Source organism: Acinetobacter indicus CIP 110367 (genome assembly GCF_000488255.1).
Taxonomy (GTDB): domain Bacteria; phylum Pseudomonadota; class Gammaproteobacteria; order Pseudomonadales; family Moraxellaceae; genus Acinetobacter; species Acinetobacter indicus.
Map to the genome: position 1 here is coordinate 15190 of NZ_KI530756.1, position 18250 is coordinate 33439.

At 47.3% G+C, this 18250-nt stretch carries 22 protein-coding genes; 8 read left to right on the plus strand and 14 right to left on the minus strand.

Translation table 11 applies throughout. The features are described from left to right. Nucleotides 1–152 precede the first annotated feature (152 nt). The 3 genes from P253_RS11365 (at nt 153) to P253_RS11375 (ending at nt 2144) form a co-directional block, all read left to right on the plus strand. Nucleotides 153–866, plus strand: coding sequence for a DUF3108 domain-containing protein (locus P253_RS11365; protein WP_016659566.1), 714 nt, complete (start codon nt 153–155; stop codon nt 864–866). An 89-nt stretch (nt 867–955) separates the two neighbouring features. Beyond that, entirely contained in the window at nt 956–1531 is a 576-nt protein-coding gene (locus P253_RS11370) for a xanthine phosphoribosyltransferase (RefSeq protein ID WP_005182137.1), read from the plus strand. A gap of 217 nt (nt 1532–1748) precedes the next feature. Then, nucleotides 1749–2144: a hypothetical protein gene (locus tag P253_RS11375; RefSeq protein ID WP_016659567.1), complete on the plus strand. Its 396-nt coding sequence runs from the start codon at nt 1749–1751 to the stop codon at nt 2142–2144. A gap of 68 nt (nt 2145–2212) precedes the next feature. On the opposite strand, the gene P253_RS11380 is transcribed toward P253_RS11375, so the two are convergent. Both P253_RS11380 and wrbA read right to left on the minus strand, forming a co-directional pair. Further along, the gene (locus P253_RS11380; protein WP_016659568.1) at nt 2213–2404 is read right to left on the minus strand and encodes a hypothetical protein; all 192 of its coding nucleotides are present in this window, start codon (nt 2402–2404) and stop codon (nt 2213–2215) included. A 287-nt stretch (nt 2405–2691) separates the two neighbouring features. Then, nucleotides 2692–3288 (minus strand): NAD(P)H:quinone oxidoreductase, encoded by a 597-nt coding sequence (wrbA, locus tag P253_RS11385; RefSeq protein ID WP_016659569.1) that lies wholly within the window; start codon nt 3286–3288, stop codon nt 2692–2694. 111 nt (nt 3289–3399) lie between these two features. Between wrbA and P253_RS11390 the strand changes: the two genes are divergently transcribed. Next, nucleotides 3400–4647 carry a YihY family inner membrane protein gene (locus P253_RS11390; protein ID WP_016659570.1) on the plus strand — a complete coding sequence of 416 codons (1248 nt, stop codon included), beginning with the start codon at nt 3400–3402 and terminating at the stop codon, nt 4645–4647. A gap of 43 nt (nt 4648–4690) precedes the next feature. Here the strand turns inward: P253_RS11390 and yddG are convergent, their stop codons facing one another. The 7 genes from yddG to P253_RS11425 form a co-directional block, all read right to left on the minus strand. Further along, a complete protein-coding gene (gene yddG, locus P253_RS11395) occupies nt 4691–5581 on the minus strand; it encodes an aromatic amino acid DMT transporter YddG (RefSeq protein ID WP_016659571.1) in 891 nt (296 codons plus the stop codon). Beyond that, nucleotides 5581–6495: a DMT family transporter gene (locus P253_RS11400; protein WP_016659572.1), complete on the minus strand. Its 915-nt coding sequence runs from the start codon at nt 6493–6495 to the stop codon at nt 5581–5583. The genes yddG and P253_RS11400 overlap by 1 nt, the downstream gene beginning before the upstream one ends. A 158-nt stretch (nt 6496–6653) precedes the next feature. Next, complete coding sequence (locus P253_RS11405) at nt 6654–7058, minus strand: ExbD/TolR family protein (protein WP_005182129.1); 405 nt, start codon at nt 7056–7058, stop codon at nt 6654–6656. After that, entirely contained in the window at nt 7058–7681 is a 624-nt protein-coding gene (locus P253_RS11410) for a MotA/TolQ/ExbB proton channel family protein (RefSeq protein WP_005182127.1), read from the minus strand. Before P253_RS11410 ends, P253_RS11405 begins: the two co-directional genes overlap by 1 nt. 20 nt (nt 7682–7701) lie before the next feature. Beyond that, nucleotides 7702–8487 carry an energy transducer TonB family protein gene (locus P253_RS11415; RefSeq protein ID WP_016659573.1) on the minus strand — a complete coding sequence of 262 codons (786 nt, stop codon included), beginning with the start codon at nt 8485–8487 and terminating at the stop codon, nt 7702–7704. A 206-nt stretch (nt 8488–8693) separates the two neighbouring features. Further along, a complete protein-coding gene (purU, locus tag P253_RS11420) occupies nt 8694–9560 on the minus strand; it encodes a formyltetrahydrofolate deformylase (RefSeq protein ID WP_005182122.1) in 867 nt (288 codons plus the stop codon). A gap of 70 nt (nt 9561–9630) precedes the next feature. Next, the gene (locus tag P253_RS11425; protein ID WP_016659574.1) at nt 9631–10341 is read right to left on the minus strand and encodes a TetR/AcrR family transcriptional regulator; all 711 of its coding nucleotides are present in this window, start codon (nt 10339–10341) and stop codon (nt 9631–9633) included. Nucleotides 10342–10456: 115 nt separating this feature from the next. Here P253_RS11425 and P253_RS11430 point away from each other — a divergent pair, with 115 nt between their 5' ends. The 4 genes from P253_RS11430 to P253_RS11445 all read left to right on the plus strand — a co-directional run bounded on the left by P253_RS11430 (nt 10457) and on the right by P253_RS11445 (nt 14359). Then, nucleotides 10457–11920: a coniferyl aldehyde dehydrogenase gene (locus P253_RS11430; RefSeq protein WP_016659575.1), complete on the plus strand. Its 1464-nt coding sequence runs from the start codon at nt 10457–10459 to the stop codon at nt 11918–11920. 164 nt (nt 11921–12084) lie between these two features. Continuing rightward, nucleotides 12085–12321: a 50S ribosomal protein L28 gene (rpmB, locus tag P253_RS11435; RefSeq protein ID WP_000048256.1), complete on the plus strand. Its 237-nt coding sequence runs from the start codon at nt 12085–12087 to the stop codon at nt 12319–12321. 16 nt (nt 12322–12337) lie between these two features. Then, on the plus strand, nt 12338–12493 hold the full coding sequence (gene rpmG, locus P253_RS11440; protein WP_003654787.1) for a 50S ribosomal protein L33: 156 nt from the start codon (nt 12338–12340) through the stop codon (nt 12491–12493). 147 nt (nt 12494–12640) lie between these two features. Then, entirely contained in the window at nt 12641–14359 is a 1719-nt protein-coding gene (locus P253_RS11445) for a cation:proton antiporter (protein WP_005182113.1), read from the plus strand. Nucleotides 14360–14419: 60 nt separating this feature from the next. Here the strand turns inward: P253_RS11445 and P253_RS11450 are convergent, their stop codons facing one another. The 5 genes from P253_RS11450 to P253_RS11470 form a co-directional block, all read right to left on the minus strand. Further along, a complete protein-coding gene (locus P253_RS11450) occupies nt 14420–14698 on the minus strand; it encodes a hypothetical protein (RefSeq protein WP_005182110.1) in 279 nt (92 codons plus the stop codon). A gap of 102 nt (nt 14699–14800) precedes the next feature. Next, nucleotides 14801–15304: a DUF6586 family protein gene (locus P253_RS11455; protein WP_005182107.1), complete on the minus strand. Its 504-nt coding sequence runs from the start codon at nt 15302–15304 to the stop codon at nt 14801–14803. Between the two features lie 178 nt (nt 15305–15482). After that, nucleotides 15483–15734, minus strand: coding sequence for an RNA recognition motif domain-containing protein (locus P253_RS11460; RefSeq protein ID WP_005182105.1), 252 nt, complete (start codon nt 15732–15734; stop codon nt 15483–15485). 92 nt (nt 15735–15826) lie between these two features. Further along, nucleotides 15827–17818 carry an ATP-dependent helicase gene (locus P253_RS11465; RefSeq protein ID WP_005182102.1) on the minus strand — a complete coding sequence of 664 codons (1992 nt, stop codon included), beginning with the start codon at nt 17816–17818 and terminating at the stop codon, nt 15827–15829. A gap of 68 nt (nt 17819–17886) precedes the next feature. After that, the gene (locus tag P253_RS11470; protein ID WP_016659576.1) at nt 17887–18240 is read right to left on the minus strand and encodes a hypothetical protein; all 354 of its coding nucleotides are present in this window, start codon (nt 18238–18240) and stop codon (nt 17887–17889) included. Between the last annotated feature and the right edge of the window lie 10 nt (nt 18241–18250).

Below are 18250 nucleotides of genomic sequence, written 5' to 3' on the forward strand. Positions count from 1 at the left end.
AGCTCAAACAGAGAGATTGCAGATGCCGATCAGGATTGCTACACAAGCGTTACATAAAGTGCATATTTGCAAATTTTCTCTTCATCATTCAAGCGCATAATAGAACAAAGCACAATGTGCGCTTATTTACAGCAATAGGAAACAATTTACTTATGGCTAAACACGTATTGAAAACGATGGGCATGGCAGCGGGAGTTTCGACTGCACTGTTATTTGCAGGGTTCTCAAACCAGACTTTTGCCATGAGTCCATTCCAAGCCAGTTATCAGTTCAGCTATAACGGCAAAAACCTTGGCTCTGCGACCCGAACCTTAAGCAAATCCGGCAATCTGTGGAACTATGTTTTTGCCGCCAAAGCCGGCGGGATTGCTTCGGCCACGGAAACCAGCCGCTTCACCTTTGAAAATGGCAAAATTGGTTCTTCCAGCTTTAGCCGCAGCAGCAAAATCCTGATTCATAACAACACCATGAGTATTCACTTTAATCCGGCTGCGAAAAAAATTAATACCAAAAAAGACAAAGAGTCGCGTTCATTTGCCTGGAAAGCCGGTGTACTCGATGAACTAAATGCCGAATTGCAGATTCGTGAAGACTTAAAAAATGGTTCGCTCAAATCGACCTATTACCTGGCCGATGCCAAGGAGGTCGAAGCACGTAAATTTGTACGCCAAGGTAGTGAAAGCGTAAAAACCAATTATGGCACCTTTGACACCATTAAAGTGGCGATTAAGCATGACAAGCCGGGCCGTGAAACCATTTTCTGGTTAGCGCCAAAACTGGACTACTTACCGGTGAAAGTGACCCATCTGGACAAGAAGAACTCTTATGGCCTGCTGTTAACCGGCTATAAAGGCCCAACAAGTTAATCATTTTCTCGATTTTTGCTTGCATTTTTTCAGGTGCTTTTTAAAATACGCTTTTGCTTTAAAAAGCACCTGCTGTTGAGGATTCTCCCGTGCACGCACTAGAACAGAAAATCTTAGCTGAAGGTATCGTTCTGTCTGAAGAAGTTCTGAAAGTCGATTCTTTCCTAAACCATCAAATTGATCCGGTCATGATGCAGCAAATTGGTCAAGAATTTGCGCGTTTGTTTAAAGATGCCGGCATCACCAAAATTATTACCATTGAAGCGTCAGGTATTGCACCGGCAGTCATGGCAGGTTTAGAGCTGGGCGTTCCCGTGATTTTTGCACGTAAATATCAGTCTTTAACCCTAAAAGATGACCTGTATCGCTCTAAAGTGTTTTCATTCACTAAACAGGTCGAAAGCACCATCGCAATTTCAAACAAGCACATCAGCTCAAGCGACAAAGTACTGGTGATTGATGACTTCCTGGCCAATGGCCAGGCGGCTTTAGGTCTGGCTGATCTGATTCATCAGGCCCAAGCAGAAGTGGTCGGTATTGGTATTGTGATTGAAAAATCCTTCCAGCCAGGTCGTGACCTGCTCCTGGAAAAAGGCTACCGGGTTGAATCTCTGGCGCGTGTGAAGTCACTGGCCAATGGTACGGTTGAATTTGTTCGCGACTAAGATTTTGTCTGCAATTTATATCTAAAAGAGCACTCAGGTGCTCTTTTTTTTATGGCGATGTGATTTACAAAATTCTCTACCACGCTCCAGACCGAATGGCTTAGCATAAGCCTAACGGCAAATTCTGAGCGTTTTGACCAAGGTCAGCTAACGCCTTTTGTCCTAAGCTATTGGCTCTTTGGATTGACCCAGCATTTTTAGAAGGCACTCTACACTCATGACACAAGACAATCCGTTGATGGAACACAGTATCGTCTGTCCGAAATGTGGCTCAAATCAGGTTGAAAAGCGCAACCATGAACAAAACTTACAAAAAATTGGCGGAGTATTGCTCGGGTCGGCCGGAACAGCAGCCGGAACTGTCGGCGGGGCCGCCTCCGGTGCCTCTTTAGGCGCTGCCATAGGCACCGTGGCCGGACCGTTGGGGGTGATTATGGGCGGTACCATTGGTACCTTTGTGGGTGCAATTAGTGTTGGGATCACTGGCGGCTTTTTAGGGCATCGCTTTGGTAAAAAAGCAGGTGTAATTGTCGACCAAAATATCTTTCTTGATTTTCATTGTCTGAAATGCAAACACCGTTTTAAAGAACAAATCAAACCTAACCAATCTTAAACATACCAAACACAGATTTTCATATAAAAAAGTGCTGTATAAAACAGCACTTTTATCACATCTTTTTATTATTTTACTTGCACATTTTCGGCTGCAATTACTGGCTTTTGAGCTGCTAAATATTGAACTTCTGCAGGTTGTTTTTGGGCTTGTTGTTCTTGTGGGAAGTTCAGACTATGCACAATTTCAGTTGCAGCTACGCTCGACCACGAGCAGCCTAAACTCAATACAACTATACCGATTAACGTTAACTTATTCATTTCCACTTTTCCTCAATCTCTCATTATTACAGCAGTCCATTGTGCTTAATACATATACCTGCACGAAAAATGCTGTGTGAACCGTGACAGAAAACTCTGCTTTAAAAGTGGCTATTAAATGTGAAAAGTGAAAGACTGAATATCACTACAAATAGTGATTTTGCGTGAAAAGTAATTAGTTTTTTCGTGAATAAAAATATTCAAACCGCTGCAGCCAATGAAGCTCAAATACAATCAAGGTGTAAAACATTCTGTTCGTTTTACACCTGAGTTAATGATTCAGAAGATTACATTCCCTGTAACTTTTTCACCATTTCGCCTAAACGTTGCCCTTGTGCTGCACACAAGATTTTTTCATCCTGACTTAAACTCTGGTCATGACGCGGGCCACTGACATGCGACGCACCATAAGGCGTGCCGCCGGTTTTGGTATTGGATAAAGCCGGATGGGCATTGCTGAGTCCCATAATCATCATGCCATGATGAAATAACGGCGGTAGCATGGTCAGCAAAGTGCTTTCCTGGCCACCGTGCTGTGAACCGGAAGAAGTAAATACACAGGCCGGTTTATCGTGCAGGGCGCCGCTTAGCCACAGACTGGTGGTCTGATCCCAGAAGAATTTCATTTCCGAGGCCATATTGCCAAAACGGGTCGGCGAACCAAGCGCAAGACCAGCACAGTTGGCCAGGTCATCCAGGCTACAGTAAATATCACCTTCGGCCGGAATACTCGGCTCGGCAGTTTTGACCACCGCGGCAATATTCGGTACTGTACGTATTTTTACCGCTACACCTGCTGCCTCTACCCCGTTGGCAATCAGATGGGCCATTTCACGGGTGCTGCCATATTTGCTGTAATACAGAACTAAAACATAGGGTTGCATAATGTTATCTGTAGAGTAAAAAGAAAACTATACGGTATTTTGCTGTATTTTTGGTTAAGCTGGCACAGGAAAACACAGAAAGATCACTAAAAAAATCGAGACTTTAGCCGCATGATTGTTGAGTATTTAAAAAAGCTGCCCTTTTATGACCACCAGTGGTTTCAATTCGTGCTGTTTGTATTACGCCGTTTTGAAGCAGACCGCTGTCGTGAACAGGCCGGCTCGCTCACCTATACCACACTGTTTGCGGTGGTGCCAATGCTGACGGTTTTTCTGGTCATCATCTCCTCGATTAAAGCTTTAGAACCGGCGCGTCAGCAGTTACAGCAGCTGATTTACAGCAACTTTCTGCCCAAAACCACCATCGCCTTTGATAAGGCCCTGAATGCCTTTACCGATAAATCCAGCAATCTCACCATTATCGGGATTCTGTTCCTGTTCATTACCACTGTACTGATGCTGACCAGTATCGAAACTGCCTTTAACCGGATTTGGCGGGTAAAAGAAACCCGAGGCGGGATTATGGGCTTTATGCGCTACTGGACCATTATTTCGCTGGGGCCGATTTTACTTGGCAGCGCCTTTGTGCTGTCATCTACCGTTGCCTCGATGAATGTACTGAGCAATAACTTTGCCGGTTATGAGGTCAACGGTGCTTTTATTCTGTGGATCATTTCCTTTTCCCTGACCATTGTCGGCTTTTTTATTCTGTACTGGACCATTCCCAACCGCAATGTGCCGATTAAAGCCGCGCTGATTGCCGGCGTCTTTAGTGCGGTGGTGTTTGAGGCATTAAAAAACCTGTTCGGCTTTATCATGTCGAATTTCACCAGTTATGAAATTGTCTATGGCGCCTTTGCTGCCGTGCCAATTTTCCTGCTGTGGATTTTTCTGTCGTGGAATATTATTTTGCTGGGCGTAGAAATTAGCTTTGCTCTCACCGCTTTTAATTCCGGCAAAGACCAGAAACGCCATCCGATGATTATGCTGCTGGACCTGCTGGAGCTGTTTTATCAAAAGCAGAAAAAAGGCGAAAGCGTGACCGAGCAGGAAGCACTGGAAGTATTGGGCCGCGATGAAATTGGCCGCTTACCAAATTATATCTGGATGCTGGAGCAGCAAAACCTGATTAAACGCACCGATAACGATGAACTGGTGCTGGTACGGAATTTATCGCAGGTCAATTTCTGGAGTTTTTATACCCAGCTGCCTTATCCGCTGCCGCAGCGCAAAGATGTCGGCAATATTCATCCGGATGATGAATGGATGCAGAAACTCGGACCGGCACTGATTGAAGCTGATGACTATCTGACAGCCAAGCTGTCGATTCCACTCTCGAAAATTTTTGAAGAAAAATAGAGGTAGCACCTGCTGATCTTTAAGGCAGGGAAATAAGCGCCAGCTAAGCGGAAATTTCGCTGGTGCTTTTCCAGCAGATCAGCGCACCCAGACTGACCAGATTACAGCCGAGCCAGAACACCCAGCCGGGCTGTAACTGCAACAGCCACATCGAGATCAATGAAGACAGCACCGGAATAAAATAGGTGGCCAGAATTAGCAGCTGAATACGGCCAAACTGAATACTCTGGTTCCAGTTATGATAGGCCATCCCAATCAGGGCACCGGCCAGCACAATCCATCCCCATAGCGAAAGGCTTGGCCATTGCCATGGCTCATCCAGTCCTACATGCAGCGCCCACAGCAAAGCCGCAGTCACCACAAAAAACAGTGACACTGCATTGCTGCCTTGGGCATAGGCTCGGGTCAGCGCCCCGTAGCAGGGCCATAACAAGGCCGCTAAAAATGCCAGACTATAAGCCAACGGATTTTCCGTCAGTACGCTCCAGAGCTGGGCCAAGTTCCAGATCTCCGGATTGACCACCAGCATCAAGCCCAGTACGGCCAGCAAAAAGCCTGGAATTACCGCCCAGTGATAACGCAGCTGTTTGGCCAGAATCGCCAGCACAATACTCAGCGGCGGCCACAGATAATTGATCATGGCAATCATCAGCACCTGTTCGCGCTGTGTCGATAAAGCAATCGACAGCAGGAACAGAATTTCATAGCTGACAAATAATGCCCCACTCCCCCAGAGATAGATTTTCGGCATCTGGCTAAGTTTGGGCCAACCTTGGTGCAGCAGAATCACCAGCGCACTGACACTATAAATAAGCGCAAGTGCCAGCACCGGACTGAGCTGCTCACTAATCAGCTTGACCACACCTACTAGGCTGGCCCAGATCAGCAGTGAGCTCAAGCCCAGTGCAGTAAAGCGTTGTGATTGGCTCAGCATCAGGCCACGCGCCGCTTGAACCAGCCCTGTGCGCTGACCATGACCACGCCCAGCATCACCATAATAGCCCCCATAATAAAGCTGTGTTCCAGTTGCTCACCCAGCAGCCACACGCCGAACAGCACCCCAAATAATGGGGTTAAAAAAGAAAATACCCCCAAGCGTGAGGCCAGATAGTTTTTCAGTAACCAGAACCAGATTAAATAACTGGCAAAAGAAATCAGAATGGCATGAAACAACAGGCTGCCAATAGCGACCGGACTCCAGTGCACCACCGCCTGTCCGAACCAGTAGGCCAAAGGGAATAGCACGATAAAACCGCCCAGCAGCTGATAGAACAAGGTTTGGGTGGCTGGTGCTTCGGCCAGCGGGGTTAAGCGCACCGCTATGGTAGTGGCCGCCCATAAAATACCGGCACATAAAGCCAGAAAGTCGCCATAGAGCATGGAACTGGTTGCGGCACTGAGCTGACTGTCACGCCCCAAAAAAGTCACCACAATGCCCAGAAAAGCCAGCAGAATACCGCTCCATTGCAGCAGGGAAAGCCGTTCACTGGGCAGCTTCCAGTGCAGGCCTAAAGCTACAAAAATTGGCGCGGTATACAGCAGCACCACGGTATGGGAGGCCGAGGTAAAGCGGATGGCTTCAGCCAGCATAAAAAATTCGGCGGCAAATAGCAGCCCGACCAGCAAGCCCGGATACAAATACGTCGGTGTCCATAAATGCACACCTTGAGCCAGCCGAATTAACGGCCAGACCAGCAGCGCAGAAATCCCGGAACGCAGCGCCATTTGCATTAGCGGTGAAATATCAGGCGCGGCAATTTTTAGCACCACCTGCTGCAGTCCCCAGAAAATACACAGCACAAACATTATGCTGGCTGCTCTGGCATCCAGTGCCTGTCGTTGTTTCACCAAAATTCCTTGAAAATTCTCGTTTTTCCCTAGCCTACCTTAATTGAATTGGCAGGCATTTAAAATATGTGCTGCACGCTTTTCCTGCAATTTACACATAAACAGCTGCCATAAAAAAACGACCCGTGATGGGTCGTCCTGAGTCTGGCCTGTCACGTTTAGTTATCGCTGACAAAGGCAATATCACTGAGTCCGGCTTCACTCGCACGTGACATTACCTGGGCAACGGTATCATAACGGGCATCTTTGTCGGCACGTAATTGTACCGTTGGCTTACGTTCCTGCTCGCCTGCCGCATTTAAACGGTTTTCCAGCTCATCCAGACTGATGATCTGATCATCCCAGGCCACTTCACCCGAAGCATTAATGCTAACGGTAATCGCCTGTGGTGGTGGATCAATAATTTCTGCCGTGGTTTCTGGCAAGGTTAATGGTATTGATGGGTTGGCAACGGTCGCTGTCACCAGGAAGATGATCATCAAGACCAGCATAATGTCGATGAGCGGAATGAGGTTCATCTCATTCATGCCGCTATCGTTGTCTTCACCCAATTGAAATGCCATTAAGCTTGACCTCCCACTAAACCTTGCTGTGCAGTTTTCACTTCAGCCTGAGCGGTCGCAGAATCCTGCTGTAGCATGGTGTCAATTAACAGGTTGTGTGCATGATCTTGCAGCTCATGTGACAAGGTCCGGTTAAAACGGCTACAGATGTTATAGGCAATAACTGCTGGAATCGCGACAGCCAGACCAAAACCGGTCATGATCAGTGCTTCACCGACAGGCGTCGCCACTTGGGCAAGGCCAGCCTGACCGCTTTTACCCACCGCTACCAGCGCGTGGAAAATCCCCCATACGGTACCAAACAGACCGACAAACGGTGCCAGCGATGCAATAGTTCCGAGTACCGATACGCCTTTTTCTGCAGAGGCTTTTTCTGCCGAAATCTGGCGTAACAGCGCCTGCTCTGCCACGGCCTTGCGCTGTTCAAAACTTAAAGGCGCAAATTTGGCTTTCAGGCTGTTCAGTGCTTGAGCGAGTTGAGCATAGGCTTGCTGTTTAAGTTGGCGGGTGCCCATCAGACGCAGCACAAAAATTGTCCAGGTCGCAATCGACATTGCCAGTAACACGAAATACAGTGTTTTGCTGACTGCATCTGCATGTTGCCAATAAACTGAAAAGTTCATACTCGAACTCCTGATTAAAGTTAGCCGTTAGGATTCAATGTCAATTCAAAGGGTTGCTCGGCACGAATTGGATAAGCAACGCCATTTTCCTTGTACGGTTTGAATTTTGCACTACGCACAGCGCGTAAAATCTTTTCATCTAAAGCAGCAATGCCGCTTGAACGGGTGATCCGCGCACTGGTGATTGAGCCTTTTTCATTGGCTTCAATTAAGACCACCACGCTACGGGTTTCACCCTGTAAATCTCGGTTGGTATACGATGGTTTTGGTGAGCGGCTCCACTGCACGCCCGAACCCCCAATGGATACCGATTTGGTTGCTGGCACAGCCGGTGCAGGCGGCGCTACTGGCGCAGGCTGTACCACCGGTTGCGGTGCCGGTTTCACCACTTTGGTTTCAGAAACCGTGGTGGTAACCGTTGGGGTTGGCTGCGGCGTTGGCTCAACCGGTTTGACCACAGGTTTTGGCGCTTCGGCCTTTTTCACCTGCTGGACTTTTTCCACTTTTTTCGGTGGTGGTGGCAATGGTTTTTCAACCACTTTCACTTCTTTGACTTCTGGTGGCTTAGGCTGTGCCGGTTTTGGTTCTGCTTTTGGTTGTGGCGGTAAAGGTTTTGGTGGTTCCTGAATTTTGACAAAGCGGACTTTTAGCGGCTCCTTGTCAATCGGTTTCAGTTCCGGTGATTCCATCTGGCTAACCGCCCACAACACCCCGATATGGCCAATAACCACGGCCACCAGTGCAGACAGCACTTTCTTTTTCATGGGATGAGGAGATTGCATCATGGGAGTAGAAGATGGACTCATTAAACTCAGTTACCTTAAAGAGGTGATAGCCAGTTTCAGATTTGACCTATCAAGCTCATCGGTTAGCACAATTAAAGTACCGCAATGATAAATGAGAAGTGTTTTCATTTGCAACAATTAATTTGGCTATTTTAATGGCTTTTTCAAATAATCAATAAAAAAGGCATACTAAAAGTATGCCTTTAAATCTGGTGATTCACAACAACTTATTGGAATACCACTGTTTTATTGCCATCGACAATAATCCGGTCTTCCAGATGCCATTTCACTGCACGCGCCAGCACGTTACGCTCCACATCCTGACCCAGTTCACGCAGCTGCTCGACCGTAAAATCGTGGCTAACACGCTCCACATCCTGCTCGATAATCGGGCCCTGATCTAAATCTGCGGTCACATAGTGCGCAGTTGCCCCAATCAGTTTCACGCCTTTGTCATAGGCTTGCTGATACGGATTGGCGCCAACGAAAGCTGGCAGGAAGGAATGGTGAATATTGATCACTTTCATTTCCCATTTGCTAACAAATTCTTCATCCAGAATTTGCATATAACGTGCCAGCACCAGTACATCATTGCCCTGCATCAATTCATCAATTTTGGCATAGGCTTCGCGTTTATTTTCCTTGTTAACCGGCACCACTTCAAATGGAATACCAAAGTTCTCAACCGCTTCACGTAAAGTTTCGTGATTCGACACCACTTTGGTGATTTCACACGGCAGACCACCACGCGCATGACGCCATAACAGTTCCAGCAAGGCATGATCGACTTTAGACACTAAAATACCGACCTTTTTCACATCGGCCACCAAGGCCAGACGCCATTGCATTTCATAACGCTCGGCCACATTGCTGGCAAAGGTCTGGATCAGGCTTTCACGACGGCTTTGCAGATGATCCAGCTCGAATTCAACGCGCATGAAATAACGCCCGCCCTGAGCTTCAGTCGCGTATTGATCAAGTGCGGTAATATTTGCTCCCTGATGATACAAAAAGCTCGATACAGCCTGCACGATACCTGGCTTATCCTCACAAGTAATCAGTAAACGTGCAGTATTCGCAGTCGTCATATTCATGTTGGTTTATATCACTAATCAGTTAAATTGAAAAAATAAGCCGGCTATTCTAGCGCGTTTCCTTAACAGACTAAATAGGGGAATCAGTTTCTGTATTCTTGCTTGAAGATAAGCTGGCAAACAGTTCCGATGAACCCAGGGTCTGTAACAGGCCTTCATAGGTTTGACGGCTTTCACCACGCAAATACGCCCCTTCCAGGAATACCATCTGACGCAGCGCCTGCCAGACCCACTTCTCTTCCAGCGTATTCGAGTCGGTAATATGCCCCGACATATACAGGAAGTTGGTCCAGTTGGTCAGCACAATCCACAGGTTAATAATTAAGGCTTCAATTTCCGAGTCGGTCATTTCCATTAAACCGGCTTCCACGAAAGCTTTATAAATTTTTTGTCCCTGCTGCATCACCTGTCCGGCAAAACGCGGATACATTTTGCGGAAATCTTCGTTATTTTCCACCAGATGATAGACATCCCGATGCAAAAAGCGGTAGTTCCATAACTGGCTGCTAAGGACCTGAAAGTAATGAATCTTATCGTTGGCATCCAGCGGACGGTCATCTGGCAAGGCCAGCATGCTCAGGGTTTCGGCCTGATACTGCTCCATCAGCTCTTTAATAATTTCGTTTTTATTGCGGAAATGATAGTACAAATTACCCGGACTCATGCCCAATTCATCTGCAATATGATTGGTCGTCACGACACGTTCGCCACGTTCATTAAAAAGTTGCAGGCTTAACTGCAAAATACGTTCTTTGGTTTTCACCGTTTTCGAGTGTGACATCCTAAAGTAACCATTCTTTCAAACTGTTAAGAAACTAACAGATAAAGTAACTTGACTATTTAGAGTAAATACTCTAAAAACTAAATTAATTGATTCAATCGAATGGTAACACGCCATGAACAGTCAAACAAAAACAACTTCGATGACCACTCCCGACAGCACGCCCCATAACCTTGATGCACAACGTTTACATGATGTTCTGGCCCTGCAGAAATACGCCTATCAGCGCTATCCGCTGCCAACCGCCAAAGAACGGATTGACCGTCTGGCACGGTTAAAACGGGTGCTGGTTAAATATCAGGATCAGTTTGCCGAAGCAATTAATGAAGACTATGGTAACCGTTCGATGGGCGAGACCAAAATTGGCGAATTACTCACCTGCCTTGAACATATCAAATACTACAGCAAAAACCTCAGTGGCTGGATGAAACCATCCAAGCGACATGTCGGAATTATTCATCAGCCGGCCAAAGCCTGGGTGCAATACCAGCCTTTGGGTGTGGTCGGCATTATTGCACCGTGGAATTATCCGCTGTTACTGTCGGTCGGTCCGTTAATCTGCGCTTTAGCAGCCGGCAACCACGCCATGATTAAAATTTCCAGTGCCTCGATGCATTTTGGCCGCGTGCTGGAAAATGCCATTGCTGAAGCTTTCCCGCAGGAACTGGTGGCGGTCATTACCGGCGGCGGTGCGATTTCCGATACCTTTAGTCATCTGGCCTTCGATAAAATGATTTTTACCGGTTCGACCAATGTCGGTAAAACCGTGATGGCGGCGGCAGCCGAAAATCTGGTGCCGGTGATTTTAGAGCTGGGCGGTAAATCGCCCGTGCTGGTGCATCCATCAAGTGATATGGCCGATGTTGCCGAGCGGATTGCGGTTGGTAAACTCTGGAATGCCGGACAGACCTGCGTGGCACCGGACTATATGTTCCTGCCTAAAGGCAAAACCGCCGAATTCCTGAATCATTATGAACAATATATTAAGCAGATGTATCCAAGTCTGCGCGACAATCAGGATTACACCTCCATTATTAATGACAAGCAGTACAACCGGCTGCAGGGCTATTTAGACAATGCCCGTGAACAGGGCGCCCAACTGATTGAAATCAATCCGCAAAATGAACTGCTGGACGATGTACGCAAAGTCGCTCCGACCGTACTGACCGGGGTCACCACCGAAATGCGCATCATGAAAGAGGAAATTTTCGGACCACTGCTGCCCATCATGGAATATGAACAAATTGATGATGTAATCGAGTTTATTAATAGCCGTCCGCGTCCACTTGCATTATACTACTTCGACTTTGATCAGGCGCGTGCCGACTATGTCGCACAGCGTACCCATTCAGGGCATTTCGGACAAAACATGGTACTGACCCATGTCGCACAGGATGACTTACCATTTGGTGGTGTCGGTGCGTCAGGGATGGGCAAATATCATGGTCCCGAAGGATTCTTCAGTTTGTCGCATGAACGCTCGGTGATGTCTAATCCGAAGCTGTATAGCTTGAAATACATCCTGCCGCCGTTCAATAAGCCGATTCACAGACTAATTTCAAAGATGCTTCTTCGCTAAATGATCAAGGCATGAGCTATTAGCATGGCTCGTGCTGCGTTTTCCTGAAAATCGCTTGTCTTTTAAGCGCATTTTTGGTATAAAACGCCCCTTGAATGAATTCATCCGTTTATTTTTGACTGGCCATACAGATTTGCTGTTGGCTAAATCAATGGAGTTACACCATGTCTAAGGTTTGCCAAGTTACCGGCAAGCGTCCAGTCGTTGGTAACAACGTCTCACACGCCAACAACAAAACTAAGCGCCGGTTCGAGCCGAACCTGCACCACCACCGTTTCTGGTTAGAAAGCGAAAAACGTTTTGTACGTCTTCGTTTAACCACTAAAGGTATGCGTATTATCGACAAATTGGGCATTGAAAAGGTTGTTGCTGACCTACGTGCTCAAGGTCAAAAGATCTAAGTAAGGAGTCAGGACAATGCGTGATAAGATTCGCTTAGTTTCTACAGCTGGTACAGGTTATTTCTATACCACGACTAAAAACAAACGTACTATGCCGGAAAAAATGGAAATCAAAAAATTTGATCCAAAAATCCGTCAACACGTAATCTTCAAAGAAGCTAAAATCAAATAATTTTGGCTTTTTGAAAAAAACGACCTCTCTGCAGGTCGTTTTTTTTGCACTTTTTTTCTTCCAGTTGTTAAAATTTCCTGATCTTTTCAATCTGGCACTCTCTGTGCTTGTCTTTTTTACCCTTAACCTTGGCTTAAGGAGTTGTTAGTGCCGCATGATGTAGAACTTATTATCTTATTGGCTGTCGGCTTTGGACTGGCCTTACTGTTCGGCTATATTGCCGCCCGTTTACGTTTACCGCCCCTGATCGGTTATCTGGTGGCCGGTATCCTGATTAGTCCAAATACGCCCGGCGTGGTCGGTGATATTCACCTGGCCAACCAGCTGGCTGAACTGGGTGTGATGTTCCTGATGTTTGGCGTCGGGATGCATTTCTCGCTCAATGACCTGATGCAAGTCAAACGGATTGCCCTGCCCGGTGCCATCCTGCAGATTACTGTCGCCACTTTACTGGGGATTGGAGTCTCGATGATGTGGGGCTGGAGTTTCGGCTCTGCACTAGTGTTCGGTCTTAGCCTGTCCTGTGCCAGTACGGTAGTTCTACTCAAAGCACTGGGGGATCGCGGCCTGCTAGACTCGGTCAACGGCAAGATTGCCGTGGGCTGGCTGCTGGTCGAAGATCTGGTGATGGTACTGGTGCTGGTACTGTTACCGGCTACTGCGGTCCTGTTGGGTGGACAGGCACTTGCCGGTAGTGCAGCTGATGAAAACATCTGGCTGACACTGGGCATTACCCTGTTAAAAGTCACCGGCTTTATTGCCTTTATGCTGATTATCGGAAAACGATTGGTACCCTGGATTATGCAGGTAGTGGCGCGTCTGGGTTCCCGTGAACTGTTTACCCTGACTGTGGTCGCGGCGGCCGTGTCAATTGCCTTTGGTGCCTATAAAGTCTTTGGTGTGTCGATGGCACTGGGCGCCTTCTTTGCCGGTATGGTGGTGAAAGAGTCTGACTTTAGCCATCGTGCTGAAGAAGAAACCCTGCCGCTACGGGAGATTTTCTCGATCCTGTTCTTCGTGTCGGTGGGGATGCTGTTTGACCCGCGGATTCTGCTGGAAGAACCGCTGCATGTGCTGGCAGTGGTCGGCATTATCATGATTGGTAAAACCATTGCCGCCATGGCCCTGGTCCTGTTCTTCCGCTACCCGATTAACACTGCATTAACGGTGGGTGCTTCACTGGCGCAGATTGGTGAATTCTCCTTTATTCTGGCCACGCTCGGCGTATCGTTACAGTTGCTGTCTCTAGAAGGTCAAAACCTGATTCTGGCCGGTGCCCTGATTTCCATTACCTTAAACACCTTCCTGTTTTCGGCGATTGAACCGGTACAGCGCTGGATTCGCGAGCGCTCACATCTGGCCCGTTTGCTGGAACGCAGTGGCGACCCGCTGGCGATGTTACCCGATGAAGTTTCACAAGATTACCTGCGTGATCAGGTGGTGATTATTGGCCATGGTGAAGTTGGCCGCCGCATTACCAAAAACCTGATGGCAGAAAATATCAAGGTGGTGATTGCCGAAGAAAACCGTGAGATTGTCGAAAACCTGCGGGAAAAAGGCATTGCTGCGGTATCTGGTGTGGCCACTGAGCCTGGAGTACTGATTCAGGCACATATTCAACATGCCCGTTTACTGGTGATTTCACCGATGGACATTATTGATATTCATAAAATTGTTGATATTGCCACCACTTTGAATCCGCAAATTCAGGTGCTGATCTGCGCGGAAAGCAAAGAAGAAGCCGAAGTCATTCGCCGTGACAATATCGGTGAGGTGTACTTTGCCAAAGAAGAAATGGCCAAGAACATGAGCAATCATATTTTAAACCAGATTGAAATTGCCCATCATCAACCACCCTCACATTAAGCCTCAGGCACAAAAAAGCGCACCTTCAGGTGCGCTTTTGCATTCCAGAGCATGAGCCGACTAGCTCAGATACTTCGGCTGCTCATCAACCACTTCGGCCTGCCATTCATTGACCTGCTTTTCCAGCAGCCCGAATAATGCGGCCTGAATCATGTGCTGGGCGACAATTGGCGTCTGATCTCCCAGCAGGGCTTTGACTTCATCATTAAACTGAATTTTGACCAGAGGTTCCTGTTCTGAACCAGCATTACGCAATGCCAACTCACCACCTTCAAGCTGAACCAATTCCAAAATCGCGTCCTGATTTCCAAATAAGGCTTTTAACTGTTCTATAGACATAATTCCTCCATGTTCAACATGGTGGCAAAGATGGACTCTTTGCATCGCTTAGATAGTTAATATGATGTCAGGTTTTCAGAATTCAAGGGACACTGGTCGGGTTTAGAATTCCACCATTTCATTTCTGAAACCATCAATTAACTGCATCAGCTCACGATGCCATTCACGCAGGATTTTGGTATCTGGCAGCCATGCTTGCGGGGTTTGAGTGACTTTAATAATCAGGTTCGATGAAGTCTCATCTTCCGGTTCCGGTGCGCTTGGCTCCGGCGTATACTGACAAAGACGATAAGCGCGTTTTAATTCAGCAATAAAGCCTTCTTTGGCCAGTTTTTGCAGAATCACCACTTCAGGCGATACCTGACCTTTGGCCGCCATCGCTTCTTCAATTGATTTTAAAGTCGGCTGCAGCTCATTCAGGCGGTAGTAACGCACCAGTTCCTGCAAAAAGGCCAGTACAGCACCATGCAGATGAAACACCGCTGCTTCGCGATGTGCCTGCGCCTGCTGGATATGTTCGGTTTGTTCGGCTTGCTGACATGAAAGACGGGCAAAATACAGTTTTTGATTGGTACGGTCGGCATGAAAGCGAGCAACACGGGACATGAATAGCGTTCCTAAATTTTGGCTTTTATTTCAACATTAAGCTTAAACGCTCTGCGTCCAAATGCCCAACAAAAAATACATATGAGCGCTATCATCAGCATCGATATTTTCTACGATAAGTTTAAATAGAGAAAAATGCAGCGCTAAAAAAGGAGCCTCTAAGGACTCCTGTTGATGTTCAAGCTTTCGGCTTGTCTTCCGCAGCTTTAACGCGAATGCCAGCACCTTTGACTTTCAGGGTATTCAGGCCCTTAATCGCTTTGACGGCTTCACGACCATGCGGCATTTCCACAAAGCCAAACCCTTTGGACTTGCCACTGTCAGCCTCTTTAACAATCACCGCAGATTCTACTGTGCCAAACGGCTGAAACAGCGCCAGCAGTTCAGCATCGGTGATGGAACGCTCTAAATTACGTACAAGAATTTTCATTTACTTTTTCCAAATAGGCCAAATCATCCAAAAGCATGCGCCTACTCTACTCTGGAGATTGTGCATCAAGCTGCACAACACATGGCTCTAGTTTAATCGAGATCAATCCCAAAATCTAAACGAATCTTCTGGCGTTCGATCAGCGCGCTTTTAACGGTCTGTTCACGGGTTTTATAATGGGTTTCACTTTGACACAGGTTACGGGTCAAATCATTCAGGAAATAGCTTTCCACAGTACGCCCCTGTTCATCGACCGTATCTCTGGCCCACCAGCTGATGTTCTGCTTGGTCAGAATCAGCTCGTTTTGCGCCCGGGTTAAAGCCACATACAGCACCCGGCGTTCTTCTTCGACTTCGTCAAAATTCCCTTGCGCCCGTGCATGTGGATACTGCCCGGCAGTGACATTGGCCACATAGCAGACCTTCTGCTCGGTACCTTTGGCCGAGTGAATGGTAATGAGCGTGACCACGTCATCATCTGACTGGCGCTCAATTTCACTAATCGAAATCGGATCGAGCACATATTCTTCCAGAAACTCGCTGAGCTGACCGTGTTTGCTGGCCAGCTGCTTGACCAGATCAAAATCTTTAAGCCGTTTTGACCAGTCTTTTTTGGCGTAATTCTGTTCCAGCTGCTCCACCAGTGCCTCAATCGCCAGACTGACACAGACGTCGACTTTCTGTTTCAGTACCGCCATTTGCTTCATAATCAAAATGGTTTTATCCGGAATCCGGCCAAATTTCTCCAGCTTTTCCGCAATCTGCTCCATTTCCGGATTCAACAATAACTGCTGTGCCAGTTTACTGGCACCGACATCTCCCACGCCATTCCACAGGGTCAGAAAACGCATCCAGGCAATATCATCGGCCGGATTGGCAATGACTCGCAGCAGACTGAGCAAATCCTTGACATGCGCCGATTCCAGTAATTTCATGCCGCCAATAAAACGATACGGAACATTGGCGGCAATAAAGGCCGCTTCAATATGCCGCGCGGCAAAACTAGAACGCACCAGCACCATATGCTCCTGCCATGCTGCGCCCTGGATAAAGTGACGCTCTTTGATATCAATGGCAATCCATTTGGCTTCATCAAACTCATTCGGGAAAATGTGCATGCGCGGTTTTAAGCCGCTGCCACGATACGCCTCCAGCCGTTTGTCATAGCCGATCGGACTTTGATCCAGCAACCAGTTCGACAGATCCAGAATTTCCTGGGTTGAACGATAGTTGCGCTCCAGCTTATAAATCTGGGCACCCGGAACACGTTCTTTAAAATGATGAATATTTTCAAAGTCAGCACCACGGAAACCGTAAATCGACTGCGCATCATCACCAACACAGAACAGCTGCACCCGCTCTTTTAACGGCTCCAGCAAGGCCCATTGCAAAGGATTGGTGTCCTGCATTTCATCGACCAGCATGTGCTGGCACAATGATGCGACATAATCGACCAGCCCCTCTGACTGGGCCAGCGCCGAGGCGACAATTGCCAGAATATCGTCATAATCCAGAAAATGACGCACCTGCTTGCGCGCTTCATATTCTTTCATGATCTCGGCAATCTGATCTTTATAATCCAGACATTCCGGTAACTGTTTTTCCAGCGCAATACTCAGTTTTTGCCGGGTATTGCGGGCAAAAGAATACAGGTCACACAGCTGCTGTGGCTTGGGCAAGGCATTTGGATTTTTCTTGTCATCTTTACCACGCAGCAAACGGAACATCATGATCTGGTCATCACGATCAATAATCGAGAACTGTTCCAGCCCAAAGGCTTTCGGAATCCGGCGCAGCAGATACATACAGAAGGTATGGAAGGTAGAAGCACGCAAGCCCTTGGCCTGCTCGCCCAGCGCCAGCTCGACCCGCGCTACAATTTCAGCAGCGGCACGGCGGGTAAAGGTTAAAATCTGGATCTGGTTGGCCGGAACGCCCTGATCAATCAGATAAGCTGCACGCGCCACAATGGTTTTGGTTTTGCCACAGCCAGCCCCAGCCAAGACCAAACTATGCTTTGCTTCAGTGGTGGCTGCATTTTTCTGTTGGGGATTTAACTCGTCGATGAGCTGTGCAAGTGACATACCAAATCATTTCTCGAAAATTCAAAGCGAGATCTTATCATAAGCATCCCATCAATATAAAAACTAGCCTATTTGTAAACCCGGATCGTTTTCGAATTGAGTACTTCGTATTGCAGCCCCAGCTGTCTGGTCGTTACGTCCAAAAATTCAAAAAAGTTCGAATTGCGTAAATGACGGGGGAATTGATGATTCATGTCGACATCTGAATCCACAATCAGCGTGACCTTCTTTTCAATTGCCAGCAGATTTTTTAAAACGTTCAGATGCATCTCATCAAAATGAAAAGACAGTACTCTCGGCTGTGAGTTTTGCTGTACAGGATTTTTCTTGAGATAATTTTGCATATTTTCGCGGTAGGCTGGTTTTGCAAAACCGTGTACGGTGATGCAGCTTAATATCAAAACCAAGATGATCTTTTTCATAATTTCCCTA

What these genes read in the sequence shown, in the direction of transcription:
- yddG (WP_016659571.1), bottom strand. Translation starts at nt 5,581, where the DNA reads ATGCTGAGCCAATCACAACGCTTTACTGCACTGGGCTTGAGCTCACTG.
- P253_RS11430 (WP_016659575.1), top strand. Translation starts at nt 10,457, where the DNA reads ATGAACAGTCAAACAAAAACAACTTCGATGACCACTCCCGACAGCACG.
- P253_RS11375 (WP_016659567.1), top strand. Translation starts at nt 1,749, where the DNA reads ATGACACAAGACAATCCGTTGATGGAACACAGTATCGTCTGTCCGAAA.
- P253_RS11455 (WP_005182107.1), bottom strand. Translation starts at nt 15,304, where the DNA reads ATGTCCCGTGTTGCTCGCTTTCATGCCGACCGTACCAATCAAAAACTG.
- P253_RS11410 (WP_005182127.1), bottom strand. Translation starts at nt 7,681, where the DNA reads ATGAACTTTTCAGTTTATTGGCAACATGCAGATGCAGTCAGCAAAACA.
- purU (WP_005182122.1), bottom strand. Translation starts at nt 9,560, where the DNA reads ATGAATATGACGACTGCGAATACTGCACGTTTACTGATTACTTGTGAG.
- wrbA (WP_016659569.1), bottom strand. Translation starts at nt 3,288, where the DNA reads ATGCAACCCTATGTTTTAGTTCTGTATTACAGCAAATATGGCAGCACC.
- rpmB (WP_000048256.1), top strand. Translation starts at nt 12,085, where the DNA reads ATGTCTAAGGTTTGCCAAGTTACCGGCAAGCGTCCAGTCGTTGGTAAC.
- P253_RS11460 (WP_005182105.1), bottom strand. Translation starts at nt 15,734, where the DNA reads ATGAAAATTCTTGTACGTAATTTAGAGCGTTCCATCACCGATGCTGAA.
- P253_RS11365 (WP_016659566.1), top strand. Translation starts at nt 153, where the DNA reads ATGGCTAAACACGTATTGAAAACGATGGGCATGGCAGCGGGAGTTTCG.
- P253_RS11415 (WP_016659573.1), bottom strand. Translation starts at nt 8,487, where the DNA reads ATGAGTCCATCTTCTACTCCCATGATGCAATCTCCTCATCCCATGAAA.
- P253_RS11380 (WP_016659568.1), bottom strand. Translation starts at nt 2,404, where the DNA reads ATGAATAAGTTAACGTTAATCGGTATAGTTGTATTGAGTTTAGGCTGC.
- P253_RS11450 (WP_005182110.1), bottom strand. Translation starts at nt 14,698, where the DNA reads ATGTCTATAGAACAGTTAAAAGCCTTATTTGGAAATCAGGACGCGATT.
- rpmG (WP_003654787.1), top strand. Translation starts at nt 12,338, where the DNA reads ATGCGTGATAAGATTCGCTTAGTTTCTACAGCTGGTACAGGTTATTTC.
- P253_RS11390 (WP_016659570.1), top strand. Translation starts at nt 3,400, where the DNA reads ATGATTGTTGAGTATTTAAAAAAGCTGCCCTTTTATGACCACCAGTGG.
- P253_RS11405 (WP_005182129.1), bottom strand. Translation starts at nt 7,058, where the DNA reads ATGGCATTTCAATTGGGTGAAGACAACGATAGCGGCATGAATGAGATG.
- P253_RS11465 (WP_005182102.1), bottom strand. Translation starts at nt 17,818, where the DNA reads ATGTCACTTGCACAGCTCATCGACGAGTTAAATCCCCAACAGAAAAAT.
- P253_RS11470 (WP_016659576.1), bottom strand. Translation starts at nt 18,240, where the DNA reads ATGAAAAAGATCATCTTGGTTTTGATATTAAGCTGCATCACCGTACAC.
- P253_RS11425 (WP_016659574.1), bottom strand. Translation starts at nt 10,341, where the DNA reads ATGTCACACTCGAAAACGGTGAAAACCAAAGAACGTATTTTGCAGTTA.